Annotated in this window: 18 protein-coding genes and 1 tRNA gene; 8 read left to right on the forward strand and 11 right to left on the reverse strand. The window is 65.6% G+C overall.

Features of this window, described 5'->3' with window-relative positions:
- Positions 1-164: 164 nt before the first annotated feature.
- The gene (locus tag CKO28_RS16785) at positions 165-2,636 is read left to right on the forward strand and encodes a hypothetical protein (RefSeq protein WP_200341962.1); all 2,472 of its coding nucleotides are present in this window, start codon (positions 165-167) and stop codon (positions 2,634-2,636) included.
- A gap of 185 nt (positions 2,637-2,821) precedes the next feature.
- Here the strand turns inward: CKO28_RS16785 and CKO28_RS16790 are convergent, their stop codons facing one another.
- From CKO28_RS16790 to CKO28_RS16800, 3 genes are all read right to left on the reverse strand, one after another.
- Complete coding sequence (locus CKO28_RS16790; protein WP_200341963.1) at positions 2,822-3,442, reverse strand: hypothetical protein; 621 nt, start codon at positions 3,440-3,442, stop codon at positions 2,822-2,824.
- A 1-nt stretch (position 3,443) separates the two neighbouring features.
- Positions 3,444-3,983, reverse strand: a complete 540-nt coding sequence (locus tag CKO28_RS16795; RefSeq protein WP_200341964.1) for a hypothetical protein — start codon at positions 3,981-3,983, stop codon at positions 3,444-3,446.
- 81 nt (positions 3,984-4,064) lie between these two features.
- Entirely contained in the window at positions 4,065-4,478 is a 414-nt protein-coding gene (locus tag CKO28_RS16800) for a DUF4156 domain-containing protein (protein WP_200341965.1), read from the reverse strand.
- A gap of 151 nt (positions 4,479-4,629) precedes the next feature.
- On the opposite strand from CKO28_RS16800, the gene CKO28_RS16805 reads away from it, so the two are divergent.
- Positions 4,630-4,926 (forward strand): hypothetical protein, encoded by a 297-nt coding sequence (locus tag CKO28_RS16805; protein WP_200341966.1) that lies wholly within the window; start codon positions 4,630-4,632, stop codon positions 4,924-4,926.
- A gap of 2 nt (positions 4,927-4,928) precedes the next feature.
- Here CKO28_RS16805 and CKO28_RS16810 read toward each other — a convergent pair whose 3' ends face one another.
- The gene (locus tag CKO28_RS16810; RefSeq protein WP_200341967.1) at positions 4,929-5,438 is read right to left on the reverse strand and encodes a hypothetical protein; all 510 of its coding nucleotides are present in this window, start codon (positions 5,436-5,438) and stop codon (positions 4,929-4,931) included.
- A gap of 339 nt (positions 5,439-5,777) precedes the next feature.
- Here CKO28_RS16810 and CKO28_RS16815 point away from each other — a divergent pair, with 339 nt between their 5' ends.
- From CKO28_RS16815 to CKO28_RS16830, 4 genes are all read left to right on the forward strand, one after another.
- Positions 5,778-6,257: a hypothetical protein gene (locus CKO28_RS16815; protein ID WP_200341968.1), complete on the forward strand. Its 480-nt coding sequence runs from the start codon at positions 5,778-5,780 to the stop codon at positions 6,255-6,257.
- A 54-nt stretch (positions 6,258-6,311) separates the two neighbouring features.
- Positions 6,312-6,388: transfer RNA gene (locus CKO28_RS16820), tRNA-Arg, on the forward strand.
- A 64-nt stretch (positions 6,389-6,452) separates the two neighbouring features.
- Positions 6,453-6,695, forward strand: a complete 243-nt coding sequence (locus CKO28_RS16825) for a hypothetical protein (RefSeq protein WP_207168848.1) — start codon at positions 6,453-6,455, stop codon at positions 6,693-6,695.
- A gap of 2 nt (positions 6,696-6,697) precedes the next feature.
- Positions 6,698-7,000, forward strand: a complete 303-nt coding sequence (locus tag CKO28_RS16830; protein ID WP_200341970.1) for a hypothetical protein — start codon at positions 6,698-6,700, stop codon at positions 6,998-7,000.
- Between the two features lie 116 nt (positions 7,001-7,116).
- On the opposite strand, the gene CKO28_RS16835 is transcribed toward CKO28_RS16830, so the two are convergent.
- Together CKO28_RS16835 and CKO28_RS16840 are read right to left on the reverse strand one after the other, a co-directional pair.
- A complete protein-coding gene (locus CKO28_RS16835) occupies positions 7,117-7,707 on the reverse strand; it encodes a hypothetical protein (RefSeq protein WP_200341971.1) in 591 nt (196 codons plus the stop codon).
- A 66-nt stretch (positions 7,708-7,773) separates the two neighbouring features.
- A complete protein-coding gene (locus tag CKO28_RS16840) occupies positions 7,774-8,001 on the reverse strand; it encodes a hypothetical protein (RefSeq protein ID WP_200341972.1) in 228 nt (75 codons plus the stop codon).
- Positions 8,002-8,772: 771 nt separating this feature from the next.
- Between CKO28_RS16840 and CKO28_RS16845 the strand changes: the two genes are divergently transcribed.
- Positions 8,773-9,417: a thermonuclease family protein gene (locus CKO28_RS16845; protein ID WP_200341973.1), complete on the forward strand. Its 645-nt coding sequence runs from the start codon at positions 8,773-8,775 to the stop codon at positions 9,415-9,417.
- 14 nt (positions 9,418-9,431) lie between these two features.
- Here the strand turns inward: CKO28_RS16845 and CKO28_RS16850 are convergent, their stop codons facing one another.
- From CKO28_RS16850 to trxB, 3 genes are all read right to left on the reverse strand, one after another.
- Positions 9,432-10,076: a hypothetical protein gene (locus CKO28_RS16850; RefSeq protein ID WP_200341974.1), complete on the reverse strand. Its 645-nt coding sequence runs from the start codon at positions 10,074-10,076 to the stop codon at positions 9,432-9,434.
- Between the two features lie 843 nt (positions 10,077-10,919).
- Positions 10,920-11,810: a LysR family transcriptional regulator gene (locus tag CKO28_RS16855; protein WP_200341990.1), complete on the reverse strand. Its 891-nt coding sequence runs from the start codon at positions 11,808-11,810 to the stop codon at positions 10,920-10,922.
- Between the two features lie 331 nt (positions 11,811-12,141).
- Positions 12,142-13,110: a thioredoxin-disulfide reductase gene (trxB, locus tag CKO28_RS16860; protein WP_200341975.1), complete on the reverse strand. Its 969-nt coding sequence runs from the start codon at positions 13,108-13,110 to the stop codon at positions 12,142-12,144.
- 293 nt (positions 13,111-13,403) lie between these two features.
- Here trxB and CKO28_RS16865 point away from each other — a divergent pair, with 293 nt between their 5' ends.
- A complete protein-coding gene (locus CKO28_RS16865) occupies positions 13,404-14,777 on the forward strand; it encodes an ATP-binding protein (protein WP_200341976.1) in 1,374 nt (457 codons plus the stop codon).
- A gap of 343 nt (positions 14,778-15,120) precedes the next feature.
- Here CKO28_RS16865 and CKO28_RS16870 read toward each other — a convergent pair whose 3' ends face one another.
- Positions 15,121-15,600 carry a DUF4112 domain-containing protein gene (locus CKO28_RS16870; protein ID WP_200341977.1) on the reverse strand — a complete coding sequence of 160 codons (480 nt, stop codon included), beginning with the start codon at positions 15,598-15,600 and terminating at the stop codon, positions 15,121-15,123.
- Positions 15,597-16,670: a mitochondrial fission ELM1 family protein gene (locus CKO28_RS16875; RefSeq protein WP_200341978.1), complete on the reverse strand. Its 1,074-nt coding sequence runs from the start codon at positions 16,668-16,670 to the stop codon at positions 15,597-15,599. Before CKO28_RS16875 ends, CKO28_RS16870 begins: the two co-directional genes overlap by 4 nt.
- Positions 16,671-16,675 lie beyond the last annotated feature (5 nt).

Genomic DNA, 16,675 nt, shown 5'->3' on the forward strand with positions numbered 1-16,675 from the left:
TACCGTTCGTGGCGGAAAATAGGGTCTGCGACATGGCTGCCTCCTGAACTTGGAGAGGTCAGCTATGCCGCGATCAGCAGGGACCGGGAAACCGTTGATCGAATGGGGTGTAGCTGGCGCTTACAGAGAAGTACGGCTACAACATCTCCCGGTTCGGCGCGCAGATGGTCGCTCCGAGCGCCGCCCTGGGGCGCTCCGGCGTCCGTGTGGCCCGGTCAGGGCACAACCCCCGCCCGACACCGGCCGAGCGGCTCACACAGCCTGCACGGCAGCCCTACGAGGACGCGGCGAACCGCGCCGCGGCGACGTCCGGGGTGCGCTCGGCTTACGAAGGCGCCCGGCCGCTGGCCGTGGACGCGGCGGCGGGTGCTGGCGCAGGTGCGGCGAACGTCTACGCGGAAGAGAACGACTGGGGGCCGCTGGCGCAGGGGGCGGCCGTGCTGGGCGGCGGCGTAGCCGGCGCGGCCGGCAGCCGTGCGCTGGTCGAAGGGGCGCCCAAGGTCTTCAACTACGTGGTGCGCGACCGGCTGCCTGACCCGAGCGTGCCGGCCGATCCGACGACCGGGGCGCAGCCGTCCCGGGCGACAACTCAGCGCGCCAAGCGTATGGCGCAGGACGCGGCCGAAGATCCCCGCGGCGCCGCCGACACGCTGGAACAGCGCGCCCAGGGCTATCGCGAAGCGGACATGCCGGCCCCGGCCGCCGGCGGCCTGTCGAACGACGAAGGCTACGCCGGGCTCGAGCGCGAGATGCGCAAGGAAACCCCGTCACGCTTCCAGCGCCAGGATCGGCGCGTCGAGCAAGCGGCGTCCGATCAAGTGCGCTCGCTGTCGCCGGGCGACGACGTGAACGCCCGCGCCTCGACCGAATACGTGAGCGACGACGTGCGCGCCCGGCAGGGTGCGGCCCAAGCGCGTGTCGCCGGGAGCAAGACGGCCGTGGCCGACGCGGAAGCCGCGGAGCGGTCGCAGGCCGACGAGCTGGCGGCGAACCGCGGCACCGGCGACGCCGCGTCCGAGACGATCGACACGGAGTTTAAGTCGACGCTCGACCGGGAGCGCGCGGAGAAGAACCGGCAGTTTGAGGCGGTCGACCCGAACCGCGACGTCATGCGGCCGATCGACCCGCTGGCGCAGGCCGCGCAGGACGTGAAAGACAACCTGAGCGCGCTTGCTCCGACAAACCGGGTGTTGCCCCGTGACTTCGTGAACCGGATTGACGCGCTGGTCCCGAAGTACCATACGCGGGCGGTCGACACGGGTTTGTTCGACGAAAGCGGCCAGCCGATCACACGCTCCGAGACCGTCAACGTCGGCGGCCCGGGCGAAGCGGCGTTCGCGGATATCAACGCCCTGCGCGCGCCGCTGTCGGACGCGATCGCGCAGGCACGGCGCAACAACCAGGGTGCTCTTGTGCAGTCGCTGGAACGGCTCAAGGGCGCGGTGGACTCCGAGACGGCCCGGCTTGCCGAAGAGGGCGGCCCGGCCGCGGAGCGCGCCGCCGGCGCGCTGGACAACTACCGCGACCGCTACGCGCCTCGCTTCGTCGAGGGCGAGGGCGGCAAGTTCCGCCGCGACTTGGCGCGCGACAACCCGGCCGCCAACCCGCCGACCAAGACGGCCGGGCGCTTCCTGCGCAGCGGTGTGGGCTCGAAAGAGGCGGCAGCGGACCTGCAGCGCATCCTCGAAGTGTCCGACAACCCCGAGCAGGCGACCCAGGCGGCCCGGCAGTACCTACTCGACAGCCTGAGCGGTGTGGTCGGGTCGGACGGCAAGGTTAGCCCGGTGCGGCTGCGCGAGTGGGTCGACAAGCGCCGCGGCGCGCTGGACAGCTTCCCGGGTATCCGGGACGAGATCCGGACCCTGCAGCAGGACGTTATGAACAAGCGCGACGCGACCACACGGCTGCAGCGGGAGCTCGAACAGGCGACCGGCGACATGAAGCGCACGGAACGCGAGCTGCAGGACTCCGCCCTGTCGATCATGGTGGACGCGGACCCGGTTGTCGCGGTTCGTCGGGTTTTCGGATCAAAGGACCCGAAGGCGGCAATGCGCGAGATCACGCGCCGTGTGTCGCCCGACAAGGCCGCGTCCGAGGGCTGGCGCAAGGCGGTCGCGGACTACCTGGCGCAGACCGTGACCAGCGGGCAGACCGCGAAGACGGCCGAAGGCGGCCGGCCGGCGTCGCTGTCGCAGTTGTCCGACCTGTTTGAGAAGCACACGGACGTGCTGACCGAGGTTTACGGCCCCGAGCAGATGAACGCCCTACGCCGGGCGCAGATGGCCGTCGAGGATCTCGCCCGCTCGCAGCAGGGCAAGGCGCAGAGCACCACCACGGCCGAAGACGTCGCGCGGATGCTCCGTTACGCGGAAATCGGCCTCAAGGGCACGTTTGGCGGCCTGCGCGGCGGCAACATGTTCCGCAACCTGCGCTTGGCGATCAAGACGATCCCCGGGCTGGACAGCGACGCCAAGGCGGCGGAAGTCGTCCGACAATCCATGTTCGACCCGGAGCTTGCCGCGCACCTGCTGCGTGATCCGGTCCCGCCAGCGCGGCGCGCGGGCTGGAACCGGCGCTTGATGGGACTTCTCGGGCTGTCAGAGGGAGCGCGCGAAGGTGCTGAGGCGGAAGATTAAGCCTTCAAAAGATAAAGGCCCGGCTGCGAGAACGCGCCGGGCCTTAAACCAGAATGCAGGTTCGGGGTTAGATTTCTGTCTTTTTCCATGCGGTCATGTTTTGAGCCTCCTTCTCCGGATGTAGCAGGATGGATCATATGGCACAGACCCACGCCTACGCTAGGGGGCGCGCTCTTAAAATTTGGTTAGTCATCGGCGCGCTTTTCACTCCATTCTATCACCGAGACGATCCCTGGCAATGCCCACCTTGGGATATGCACCGTAACCTTATTGGCTTCCGGCTTGCGAATCTCCACGTGCTCCATCGCCTCCTTATGATACTCCCTCGCGGTAACGGTCGGATCATGGAAAATCCAGTTTTCAAGTCCGCGATCTAGTTTCAAATTCATTCTAAGGTCGTACGTCGGAATATGACTCGAAAGCATAAACATGCGGTCCGTTGAGCTAAGAAGGCTTTTTTCGAACACATAAATGTCTTTTCCAGAACTATCAATCTCGACCATCTTGCAGACTTTGATGACCAGCCACAACCCATCGTACTGCACGCTCCATCCGTCACCTTCCGCCTTACCTTCACGCTCTAACTTAGATTGTAACTCCTGATCTCGTATCTCGGCAAAAGAGAAAATTGTTTCAGACCTTCCCGAAGAAATGTCTAACGCCACTTCCCTTAGAGCTTCCCAGAGATTCGCCGGAAAAACCCTGGCGTCAGATGACGCTTTGATCTCATGCTGACACTTCCCCGAGTAAGACCGGATTTGATACTGTTTGATCTCCTCCCATTTAAAAACGAAGTCTCCTAGCATATCATCCGATAGGTAGTGTTTCGATAGGGTTTATGTCAGTTGTAAATTTTGGCCTCACAACCGAGTTTTTGTTTGCATAGTAATCAAAGAAATTACTGAATATATAATCGATCAAACTGTCATTTTCGTATGAATGATCTCCATAACTTCGTTTTATCGCATCCATACCGATATCTTTTATTTTTTCTTTGTCAGAAGTCGTTCGTTTTAGCCACGCACCAACAACTTCTGGGTTAATGTCTGTAATTCCGATAGCAACTGTATCTGATATATTTTTAAAACCATCCTTAATTGTTGATTCAAGTTTTTGGTTCCAGAAAAAACCTATAATCTCCCTAAGGACAGCTGCAGCAGCGCCGGCAAAAAGAAATACGTTTGCCAGCGTGTCCATCCCAGAAACAGAAGATTTTAAAAGAGACTGCCACCAGTTAGGGTTGCTGGCCTGGTCGTACGGCGTGGGGACGGTCTGTGATAGGGCAAAAAGAAGTGCTGAAATAGCAAAGAATGGCCAGGCCCTCCATATGTTGTGAAGCGTTCCCATCCTATACTGTCCTCCTGGATCGTTTCGAGCTGGTGACACTCGCAAAAAACAAATATGATGCAAGTCTCTCTATTTTATAGACTAACATTGAATAATCGTATGCTTATAAATAGATGAATAAAGGCTTAGATATGTGAAAAATCGTTTGTTTCTATGTTTCACGCCTAAATCCTTTCCTTTACATTGATACGCCGCGGCCGTGATCGACGTGGACCCGTGCCCCATCGTGGGGTTCGCGAAGACTACAGTGTCCGCCCCCATGCTACGCGCCTCTCGCTGCGCGGCCGTCTTTGCGTTGGACAGGCCGTCCGCGGCGAAAACGCCATACAGCCCCGAGACGCCGGAGACATCCCCCAGGTAGTCGCAGTTTTCGACTGACGAACGCTGCGCTTGGCGAACGCCGTCAACCGGCTCCGATCCTACACTGCTGGTGCAGCCGATGACGGGCGCCAAAAGGACGACAACGGCGGCGGTTTTGGAGAGCTGATGGGGCATCATGGCCTCGCCGAGAGATCTGCGGTCAAAGCGTGGAAGCAGCGGAAGACGTCCGACCGAGTGGGTTTTCAACGGACGAAACGCAGCCCGTCCGTGCCTACACGTTCGCTTAGGCTAGCGGCTTCTCTGACAACACGCTATCGTTGCAGGCATGGAAATCGTCGTTATCGGCCTGCTCGGGATCATCGCCGCGGCACTGTTGTTCGGCGGCGCGACCGTGCTTGGCGCCTTGGTCGGGGCTGGCATGTTCGTGGTCTACACGCTGCAGGCCGTGATCGGGCTCGCGCTCTTGGGCGCCCTGCTCTACTGGCTCAGTGGCCAGCTTGAGACGCTGGCCGTGGTCGTGCCGATCGTCGGCGCGGCCATATGGTTGAGCATCGTCCTGGGCGAGAAGCTGGAAGATCGCCGACGGGAGCGCGAAGGGATGCTGCCGCGCTCCCGCCGGTAGCCTCACAGAATGTGAGAGACGGCGACCTCTTCGTATTCGATCTTGAACCAGTCGTCGTCGGGCGGGCCGCCCTCGTCCTCCATTCGCTTCATGCCGAGGTAGGCGGAGATCACGCGCACCATGATCTCGACGTCGACGCCCTCACGTTGCAGCACGTCCGCGGCCTCCATGATCGACCGCGCGGCGCCGGGCCGCTTGTAGTCCACGGAGTTCGATGCGTCTTCGAGGCGTCTCCACATCGGCGCCCGGAAGTTCGCCAGCCGGTCACGGTGCTTCTCGACGAGAAGCTGCAGGCAGCGTGTGAGCTGATCGGAGACGCCCTGGCGTGTGCGCGGCTCAATCCCGCATGCGGTCAAGGTGTCCGCTTCCAGTCTAACGCGGCACGCCGGCGCGACTGAGAGGCTGGTGTTGGCCAGAGCTTCGCTTCGCTCCCGGCGCCGCTCGGCACGCAGGAACGGGTCGATCTCTAGCGACTTGGTGGGCCGCTTGCGTCGGTGGACCGTCAGTGTCATTCGGTTCGCCCCTTTTAATGCGGAGTGGATTTAGGAATAATAGCCGGGAATGGAGTGCGGACAAAGTAAAAAAGCTGCCGTTGAGGGGTGCTCGCTGAGTTGCAGTCGTGCAACGGAAATTGGACTATTAGCCCACGTTTTCTAAATCCGGGTTACGGTGCCTACGCGAGAAACATCCGGGGGGTACCCCAGGGGTGTGGGGTGTCGGGTTTGTGTAGGGTGGTTGTAGGGGTGCGAAACCCATCAAAACCCGAGCAAAACTGCGAAAAAAGTGCTTGACGGCCAACGCAAGCCGGGCGCTAATGGGGCATCGTTCAATCGCAACCCCGGAGATAGACGATGCAAACGAATACTTGCCCGTATCTGGTAGCCAGGGCGCGCGTCGATCGGCTGGAAGCCGCCGAAGCGGACGCCAGCGCCGCCGGCCGTAGGCGCGACGCAGCCGCCTTTGACGCAAGCCTTTCGTCCGCCCACGAGCTCGCCGACGCGGCTATCCCGGCGACGCTGGAAAGCGCGCGTCTGAAACTGGACCGCGCCCGCGATCTGGTAGCGGATTGGGCCAGCGAGGACGCGTCCGCGGCGGACTGGGACGCGGATCTCGGGGAAGGTGGCACGCGCGCCCTGGTGGCGCAGCACCGCACCGCATACGACGCGCTCACAAGCGCCGCCCGCGCGTGGGACGCTGGTGAGTCGTTCGTCGCGGACCTGCGCGCCGCTGCGGGCGCCCTGAAAGGCGATGCTGTCGCCTATCCGGCCGCCGTGATTCAGACCGTGCTTGCCGGCGCCGTCGCCGCCTCCTGGCTGCAGCGCGCGGCCTGAAACGTGCCTATCGCCCCGTCGGCACCGGCCGGCGGGGCGCGCTTACCCCTATGTGCGCCCGTGGTCCAACAGGATAGGGCGGCCGGCTTCTACCCGGCGCGGTGCAGGTTCGAGTCCTGCCGGGCGCACCAAACCCTCTTAGATGCTGTGTCAGGCTGTGCCGATCGGCTACTTGCCCAGTTCGCCGGCGAGGCGTTGCAGGCCGAAGCGGAGTGCGTGAACGCGCCGTCGGAAGCGGAGCAGGACGCCGCCCATGACCGCCATGCGGCGATCGTCGAGCGGATGCCGGAGACCCCCGCAGACACCTTGAGGGGCGTCGCGGCCAAGGTGCGGGCCGTGCGGAACTCCCGGCCGCCACACGAAGAGGAGCAGCTTTGCGAGCGCCTGGAGCATCGCGCGCTTGTCGAACTGGAGCGCGTCGCCGGGGAGGGCGCGTAGTCATGGACGTGCCATGCCCCCAACAAGAGCCGACGCCGGGGCTCGAAGCCGACTTTTCCGACCTCGCGGCGCAGATCACCGACGCCGACAACGCGATCGAGGCGCTGCGCCTGGTCGGGAACGTCGTCCAGGACCTCGACCGCGACCGGCTAACCTACGGGCCCGGCGGCGCGCAACCGGAACAGCTGGACGCGCTCATGCACCTTGTGCACCAGGCGCAAGGGCACGCCCGGCGGGCTCGTGAGGCTGTGGAGCGGTGCGAGCAGGGTGTCGCCGCCGACGGCGAAGCACAGGCCGCGGAGTGACCATCCCGGCGCACGCGGCACACATGGTTTCATACCCAGGTAGGGGGTGCTACCAAACGCCGCTACATAAGCCCGAAACACCCTGCCACGTCGGCGTTCGCGTCGGCGGGGCTTCCTTACGGATCGATGATGTCAGGAAGCAACTCCGGCCATTTTTCGCTTAAAACAAGTCCAGTCAACTCAATTGGAAGACATGCCCAGGTTGACACCTGGGAAAGGGAAATTTTATCTTTTCTGTATGCGGGTCTTACTTCTTCCATGGCCTCTTCGGGCGCAAGAATGGCAAGCGCCTGGTACATTGCCATTCTGTCATTTAGCGCCATCCAATCAATAAGACTTGGAGCTTCAGAGTGCTCCCGCGACAGTAGCGCATCCACCAAACCTATTACTTCATCGGGCTGTGACGTCCTCTCAGCTGGTTTATCGAGAACATGAATTAGTTCCTTGCAACAAGCGACGCGTTGCCATCCGAGTGTCATATTCGCATTATATATAATAAGCGAAACGTATCGTGGCTCCGCATACACACCAGTTTGCTCGTAAAACTGGCAAATGATTGCTCGAAGAAACCGTTCTTCCATCGGTTCGGCTAGAAGCCGGATCTCATCTTGTGAGCAATGACTCGCTACGTGGTCACGTATCTCGTCTATTTCGACCGGTAGATTCTGATGGCACGAAAATGAACGAATAAGGCTTGGAACACTCATCACTCTCTACATGAAAAAAGGGGCCAACGTGGAGTTGACCCCTTTACCAAACTGTAACCGGATTCGCTAGGGTGCGGACAAGAAGTCCTGCACCGAAACGCGATTCTGCTCGGTCTGCGGCGGCTCGTCGTCGCCAACCCGCTCCAGGGCACGTTCAAGCGCTATTGCCGCTTCACCGCCGAGCTCGTCGGCGGAAAGATTCTGAGCGGTGCCCTTCATAAACTTGATGTTGACCAGCGTCCTGTCGCCGCCGAACAGAACCTGTTCGAGGCGCTTCATCCCTGTTGCCGTCATCGCTCCCTCCTCACCTCACGGGTGAGACTAGATGTTCACCTTGATGCAGCCTATCAGGCGCAACAAAGTCAACCGATCATGTGCTTTGGTGCGTAGAAGCCTTGTGAGCGTGGCTATTGTACCACACCCGCCGCTCACTCAGTATGTCATACCTACCATACCCTTACCATCACCTTACCCATGATATAGTGCGCCATGCCGGTAGTATCCAGATGTACCAGCTTTCAAGCCCCACGCCTCAGAAAACGCCGCACAGTCGGCCTCGCTGGCGAAGTAGGCGCGCAGCCCGAGCAGATACCAGCGCCCGCTCAGCGGCCCGCCGCAGCGCGCGACAAGCCATTCGTGTGCGCGGTCGTGTCGTGATCCCATCCGCCTGGTCGCTCTGGCAGGTCGGCGATGTAAAGAAACTGGCGGCGTAGGCGCTGGTCCGGGGTCATCGGTGCCACGAATCCATTTGCTTAGGCACGCGCAAAGCGATAGCGTCGTCAGCTACTGCAACGTGTCGAGTGTGTACCGTGGCCTGCCGGACTTGCTTCGATCTGCCGGGCGTGTGGATGGTGACGCCAGAGGGCATCCGTATCAGGCCGTGTCCAGCGTGCGACTCCAAGGTTGCGCGTAGCGCGCTCGAAACCCCTGAACAATTCTGTCTTGAGGTTGCGCGACAAGTGGTCGCTGAGAACCCCACATCATCCGACGATGAGATTGCGCGCCTGATATACGCACGGACCAAGGGTCGCGAGTCATAGTCGACTAGGACAGTGGTGGAGGCTCATGCGACGGCTGAGAGTATGGCTGGTCGCCGCGTTGGTTTTGGCTTTGCCGTTGGCGGCCGAGGCGCAGACAGTGACCGGCCGGGCAAGCGTCACCGACGGCGACACACTGGAGATCCGAGACGTCGACATCAGGCTGCACGGGATCGACGCACCGGAGAGTTCGCAAACGTGCCTAGCCGGGGGTCAGCGCTGGCCGTGTGGCCGGCGAAGCGCCAACGCCCTGGCAGCCAAGATCGGCCGGGGCACCGTCCGCTGCGAAGGTCGCGAGCGTGATCGCTACGGCCGCTTGATCGCCGTCTGCTACGCCGGCGGGACCGATCTCAACGCTTGGCTGGTCCGCAATGGCTGGGCGCTGGCGTACCGGCGCTACTCCCGAGACTACGTGCCCGAGGAGCGCAAGGCAGAAGCCGAAGGCGCTGGCGTTTGGCGCGGGCGGTTCGTCCCGCCATGGGACTGGCGACGCGGCAAGCGACTCGGGGCCGCGCAACCTGGCGGCGCGTCGTCGGGTGGCCAGCGTGACCGCGACTGCAGCGACTTCGCCACACAAGCGGCGGCTCAGGCGTTCTACCGGCAGGCGGGGCCTGGCGACCCGCACAGACTAGACGGCGACGGCGACGGCCGGGCGTGTGAAAGCCTGCCCTAACGGGCGCGGTGCGGTCAGATAGTCTCGCCTTCTCGGCGCAGCACGTTCTCGAAGCTGGCGAGCTCCGCTATCTCGAAAAGGAGCGGGGATGGCATAGGCGCACCCACATCGTCGATGGACGTCCCTTGCATAAGCAGTCCGGTCCGCTGGACCGAAGCCCAGAAAGCATTCACATGCCGCTCGGACCGGAAGACTTTAGGCACCAGCTCAGCGGCAACGTTCTCACGGATGCCGTCAGCGGACACAGGTTGGCCCAGATCGTCGCGGCCGGTGCCATAATGGCGGAGGATCGTCGCCAACAGGATGATCTCCTCGCGGCTCAGGTCAGCGAGGATCTTCTGATAACGGGCGAAGTCCGATGCGTAGACCGGCCCTTGCTCGCCAAGCCCGTTGAGGACGGCAGCGAGCAGCCGGAGCGCTGCCCGAGCGCAGCCGCGCTCGTGCGCTTCTTGGACGCGCAGCGTGATCGAGATCGCGTCGTCCTGGGAAGCTGGTTCGACCGGCGCCCGCCCGTGCGCGAGCTCATCTAGCAGGATCTCCCGCGATTCCTCGCCCTTCCGCGCGTGGAAATCGGCGACCAGCGAACTTGACGTCGCCCACGGGCCGCCTGTCGCGATGTCCGCGGCGATCGCGTGGACGTACTGGGTGAGTTTCTTCATGGCTGTTCGACTCGGCGGATCCCTCTCTGTGGCAGCAGACCATGGCGGGCCAGCGGTGAGAAGCCTACGCCGACCCCAGGACCCGGCGTTCGGGTAGTTTGGGCGGACTCCTTTGCCGATCGGAGCCAGTAGCCCAGGAAACGCGACGGGGCGGTTAGGGCGGGTCTGGCGGTGCGTCCTTCGCTTGGAACGCTTCCAGAGTCGCCGTGCCGGTCGCGCAAGCGGCTGCCGAAGGTGGTTTCGCTCAAAACGCCCTCAGGCCGTTTGTCGGACCATCTGAGAGGGGGTGGAGTTGGCCAACGGCCCATGTGTGGCCCATGGCTGCGCTGGCCCAGGCGACAGGACAAAAAAATGCCCCTAAGTCAGTGACTTAGGGGCAAGTTGAACAGGGAGGCTTCACGTCTGGGAGACGTAGGACCCGTAGGCCCTGCTTCCGGGCAAAGCGCCCGGAAAAGACCGGCGAAAACGCCGGGAAACCAACGATGCCGCGATGCAGCATCCGTTACCCATAACCTATTCAGTGCGGCATCTGAGAGAAGAGGCGAGGCGACACGGGTGCTATGCCGGTTCCGCATAGCTTTTGAACCGGTCGGCGGTTACGCCCGAAACCGCCGGTTTGCCGGGCCTTACCGCGGTCCCGACATGCATGCTTATGTCGCCACTCCAGGGCAGGAGGCTGGCTTGCGCTGCGCCTTGCGCCAAAGGCGGCCTCGCCGGCGGGCAGGAGCGGTTGTGGCGCGTGTGTCGACACCCCGACGTGGCCGCCAGCTCCCCAGCAGGAAGCTTCAACAAGTTAGAGCTACATTCAGCTCGAAGGCCGATTGGCCCTTCGAGCATGTAGCTCTAGAACCGGGACTCGGCGACCTGGCGCAGCAGAAAGTCGCGGAACACCTGGATGCGCTTACTCGAGCGCATCTCTTCGGGATAGACGAAGTAGGCGTCGATCTGCGGGCCCTCCAGCTCGGGCAGCACGCGCACCAGGTCGTTCGCGCCCTGGACCATGAATTCCGGCAGGGCGCCGATGCCGACCCCGTTCCGGACCGCGCGCATGATCGCGTAGACGTTGTTCACCGTCATCACCGGCCGGCGCAGCTTGCCGGACGACTGGCCGACGCGCAGCAGCCAGTTCACGTCCGGCACCGGCGGGCGCAGGTCGTCGCCGTAGACGACCACCCGGTGGTTGTCGATGTCCGCCGGGTCCTGGGGCATGCCGAAGCGCTTGATGTAGTTCGGCGACGCGTAGACGTGCATGTGCACGGTGAACAGATGGCGCTGGATCAGGTCGCCCTGGCGCGGCGGGGCCAGGCGGATCGCGACGTCCGCCTCGCGCATCGACAGGTCGAGTTCGCGGTCCTCGAGCAGCAGGTGCGTCTCGATCTCCGGATAGACCTCGACGAAGTCGCCCATCCGCGGCGCCAGCCAGGTGGAGCCGAGCGCGACCGTGGTGGTGATCCGAAGCGGCCCCTTCGGCCGGTCCTTGCTCTCGGTCAGCTGCGCTTCCGTCATCGCGAGCTTGCCGAACACCTCGTGCGCGGTGCGGTACAGAAGCTCGCCCTGCTCGGTCAGGATCAGGCCGCGCGCGTGGCGGTGGAACAGCGGCACGCGCAGCGATTCCTCGAGCGCGGAAATCTGTCGGCTGACGGCCGACTGGCTGAGATTCAGCAGGTCGCCCGCGTGGGTGAAGCTGCCCGCTTCGGCGACGGCGTGGAAAACGCGCAGCTTGTCCCAGTCCATGATCGACGGACTGGGGCCGACGTGGCCCTTGTTGCTGCCGCCCAGGACTTGGCTCATCGTTGGTCGCTCATTTTTCCCAGCGCCCGCTTCCCTGTTCTGCGTCTTATCCGGCGATCCCCCGCCCCGGGACGCATGGCCCGCGAGCCCCGGCTGGGGGACTCCCCCGGTGCTGCCGGCGCCCCGCGGCCGCCAGGCGGCGCGTCACGGGAGCCGGCCGGTGTTTTGACGTCTAATTTAAAAATTTGCGTGCGTGTGAGAGTAAGCCGACCCGGCGGACCCGCGCAACCGACGCGCGGGTTGGCGGGGCCGGCCAACGGTCGGGCCCGGTGCGCTACTGTGCCGCCTGGGTGTGGGCGACGTCCTGCTCGGCCAGGAATTTCTCGGCCTCCAGCGCGGCCATGCAGCCCATCCCGGCGGCCGTGACGGCCTGGCGGTAGACCTTGTCGCGCACGTCGCCCGCCGCGTAGACGCCGGGGACCCTGGTCGCGGTCGAGTCCGGCGCGGTCAGGATGTAGCCCTCGGCGTCCATCTCCAGCTGGCCCCGGAACAGCTTGGTCGCCGGATCGTGGCCGATCGCGATGAACACGCCGGCCACCGGCAGTTCGTGCGTCGCGCCGGTCTTGCGCGACTTCAGGCGGACGGAGGTCACGCCCGGCGGGTTCTGCTGGCCCAGGATCTCGTCGACCTCGTGCGACCAGGCGAACGCGATCTTCGGGTTGTTGAACAGCCGCGCTTGCAGCGTCTTGTCCGCGCGCAGTTCGTCGCGCCGGTGCACCAGCGTCACCTTGTTGGCGAAGTTGGTCAGGAACAGCGCTTCTTCCGCGGCCGTGTTGCCGCCGCCGACCACGGCCACGTCGGCGCCGCGGTAGAAAAAGCCGTCGCAGGTCGCGCACGCGGAGACGCCGGCGCCCATGAAGGTCTTCTCGCTCTCCAGGCCGAGCCAGCGGGCCTGCGCCCCGGTCGCGATGATCAGCGAATCGCCCCAGTAGACGGTGCCCGAATCGCTCTCGCAGCGGAACGGGCGGTGCTGCAGGTCGACGTTCGTGATGATGTCCTGGATGACCTGGGTGCCGACGTTCCTGGCCTGCTGCTGCATCTGCTCCATCAGCCAGGGGCCCTGGATCGGGTCGGCGAACCCGGGATAGTTCTCGACGTCGGTGGTGATCGACAGCTGGCCGCCCGGCTCCAGCCCCTGCACCAGGACCGGCTCCAGATTGGCGCGGGCGGCATAGACCGCGGCGGTGTAGCCGGCCGGGCCGGAACCGATGATCAGGACCTTGGCGTGGCGTTGGTCGGCCATGTCGGCGGGGCTCCTTGAAAAGCGTCGGGTCGCGTCCCCAAAACCCAGGCCCGGCGCCCAGGCCCGGCGCCCAGGCCCGGCGCCCAGGCCCGGCGCCCAGCATCGAGGCCCAAGGCTCGGCGCGGCATCCGGGACCGCGGGCGGCGGGCGGGCTGGCCGTCGCGGTGCCGGTTCGGGATGGGTTAAAGTAAGGATGCTGTTGCGCGGGCGCAACGCATCGCGTGCGATCGTCGCGCCCCGGGGTGATCGCGCGCGAACGCGCCGACCGGTGCGTGCTAGGCTGCCGCCCATCCATGGCCGAGAACGTCGATCTGTCCCCCGTCACCCAGAGCGATCCGGCGCGCCCCCGGCGCGAGCCGGCGATCAAGCGTGTCCTGCCGCGGACCCTGTTCGGCCGCGCCCTGTTGATCATGGTGACGCCGGTTTTCGTCGTCCAGGCGATCAGCGCGTTCGTCTTTTTCGACCGCCACTACGACACCACGACCCAGCGCCTGGCGCAGGGGCTGGCCGGGCAGATCGCCGCCACCGTGGCGATGCTGGAGCGCGACGACATCGGGCTCAGCCGCAACGAGGTGTTCAACCTCGCCCAGCGGACGATGTGGCTGTCGCTGTCGTTCGAGGAGGACAAGCGCCTGCCCGAGGATCTGCCGCCGCCGCAGAACACGATCCTGGACAACCGGCTGGTCGGCGCGCTTCAGGAACGCCTCGCCTATCCGTTCGCGATCGACACCCACACCCTGCCGGAGGATGTCCGGGTGTGGGTGGAGACCGACGATGGCCTGCTGCGGGTGGTGGTTTCGCGCAAGCGGCTGTTCTCCTCGACGACCTATCTCCTGGTGTTCTGGACCGTCGGCACCGCGGCGCTGCTGGTGCCGATCGCGCTGATCTTCATGCGCAACCAGGTCCGGCCGATCCGCCGGCTGGCGGTCGCCGCGGAGCGCTTCGGCAAGGGCCAGGACGTGCCGTCGTTCAAGCCCGAGGGCGCGCAGGAGGTGCGCCAGGCGTCCAGCGCGTTCATCAAGATGCGCGAACGGATCAAGCGGCAGATCCAGCAGCGCACCGAGATGCTGGCCGGGGTCAGCCACGATCTGCGCACGCCGCTGACCCGGATGAAGCTGCAGCTCGCCATGCTGGAGGGCACGCCGGAGGCGGCCTCGCTGAAAGAGGACGTCACCGAGATGGAGCGCATGGTCGAGGGGTATCTCGCGTTCGCCCGCGGCGAGGGGACGGAGGCGCCGGAGACCACCTCGATCGGCGATCTGGTGCGCGAGGTGGTCGACCGCGTGACCCGCGAGGCCGGTCACGTCGACCTGCACATCGAGCACGACTACGATCTGCCGCTCCGGCGCGAGGTGATGCGCCGGGCGATCGGCAACCTGGTGGCCAACGCCCTGCGTCACGGCGACGTCGTGTCGGTCCGCGTCGGCCGGCGCGGCACCACGGTGGAGGTCACGGTGGACGACGACGGCCCCGGCATCCCCCGGCAGCAGCGCGAGGAGGTGTTCCGCCCGTTCCACCGCTTGGAGTCCTCGCGCAACCCGCTGACCGGCGGTACCGGCCTGGGCCTGACGATCGCGCGCGACGTGGTGCGCGGTCACGGCGGCGACCTGCTGCTGGAAGACGGGCCGGGCGGCGGCCTGCGCGCCCGCGTGATGCTGCCGGCGTGAGCGCATGGCGCACGAAAGGGGACCCGCGCCCCAGGATGCGGGTCCGGTGAGGTTCGGCGGGCGTGTGTCCGGTTTACCGGCTGGCGACGTCCTGCTGCTGCCGGTCGCCGGCGACCGCCGGCGACAGCGCGGCGGCGATCGCGCATTTGCTCAGGTTCATCGCCCAAACCTTGCATGATGTCGCGACGCCGACCGGTGGTTTTCGTTCGTCACAAGATCATCAAAGCCATCGGACAACTCTGTCTCAGCGCAGGGCGGTGCCGGGCGATCCCGGTCCCGACTCCGCCCCGGCTGCACGGCGCGGCCCTGCGAACTCGGCCGGATCGCCGCACGCGGCTGGACTTCAATCGGGGTCGATGGACCGACCGCCCGGCCGATCGGACGCCCGGTTCGGCCTCGGCGGCGTGACGTTTTTCGGCGTCGCTTGCGCGCGCTTGGCGAGTTCGCGTTTCAGCAACTCGATATTCCGCCGGTTCGCCTTGAAACCGACGTCGAACAGGTCGCCCGCGACCGGGATGCTGCCGGCCACCAGGTCGAGGCCGACGTTGCCCGCCATCCGCAGGACCACGCCGGTCGGCAGGCCCAGGTCCCAGGCCCGCACCGCCAGATAGCCCGCCAGCGCGCCGGTGGCGGCGTCGCCCACCCCGGGGATCAGCCCGATCATGCCGTCCAGGCCGAAGCGCAGCCGCGTTCCCGGCACCCGGAAGACGTCGTCCATCACCCGCGCCAGCGTCTCCAGCCGGGCGAGCTGGCGCTCGACGGCCTCGCCGTCGGGCTCTGGGCCGGCGGGATCCGGCCGGTTGGACGCGTCGGAACCGGTCATCCGCTGGCCAGCTTCGCGCGGTGCTTGTCCAGCCATGCCTTGACCTTGCCGGCGGCTCGGCGGGTCTCGTCCAGCGGGGCCACCGCCCGCCCGGCGAGGGTGCCGTCGAACGGCCGGGCGATGCCGAGGTCGCGCACCTGGGCGTGGAACCGGTCGAACTTCGGCTTGCCGCCTTGCAGCGCCACCACCTGGACCGGCCGGCCGGTGGTGGCCGCCTCGCACGCCATGGTCACGCTGTCGGCGGTGACCACGATCTCCTCGGCGTGCGCCAGGAAGCCGAAGTAGGGGTTCTCACCCGGGCTCGCCCCGGCCTCGTGGAACACGTGCGGCACCCCGGCCAGCGCCTGGCGCAGGCGTTTGGCGTTGCCGGGCCCGGTGCGCCGACTGGTGGTGACCAGGAAGCTGCAGCCGGTCGCGGCGTGCATCGCCGTCAGGCCGTCGGCCAGGCGCTGCGCCGTGTCGCCGGTCAGGCGGTGGGTCTTGCTGCTGCCGCCGACTAGCACGGCGACGCGTGGGTGCGGCAGGTGGCGGACCAGCGGCTGGAACCGGCGGTGGGCGTCGTCCAATCGCTTGCGGGTGACCCGGGTCAGCGCGCCCACCACCTGGACCACGTTGCGCCCGGCGACGGCGTCGTGGCGCGGCGCGACCACGGCGTCGAAGCCGGCCGGGTCGACCGGCGGGGCTTGCACGAACACGGTGAAGGTCGCCCCGGCGCTCGCCTTGCGCACCGCGAGCGCGGGCGCCGCCGCCTTGCGCCCGCTGGCGATCAGCACGTCGGGCCAGGGCGGGGCCAGCCGGTCGCCGGCGCGCGTCAGCGCGGCCAGCGGGCGCGGCCACAGCTTGGGCGGCAGCCAGCGCCAGGGCGCGCGCACCTTGATCCGCTTGACCTCCGGCCGGAAGCCCAGCGCCTCCGCCAGCCCCAGGCACTGGTTCTCGGTGCCCGCCATGCCCTCGCTCACCACCCAGCAGATGCGCGCCGGAACCGGGCTGACCGGTGCCGGGCGGTGGCGGGTCGGCTTGCGGGCGGCCGGCGCGGCCGTGGTGCGCTGGGGGCTCTCGGGGGCGGACATCACGG

The sequence above is a fragment of the Rhodovibrio sodomensis genome (assembly GCF_016583645.1).
Lineage (GTDB): Bacteria > Pseudomonadota > Alphaproteobacteria > Kiloniellales > Rhodovibrionaceae > Rhodovibrio > Rhodovibrio sodomensis.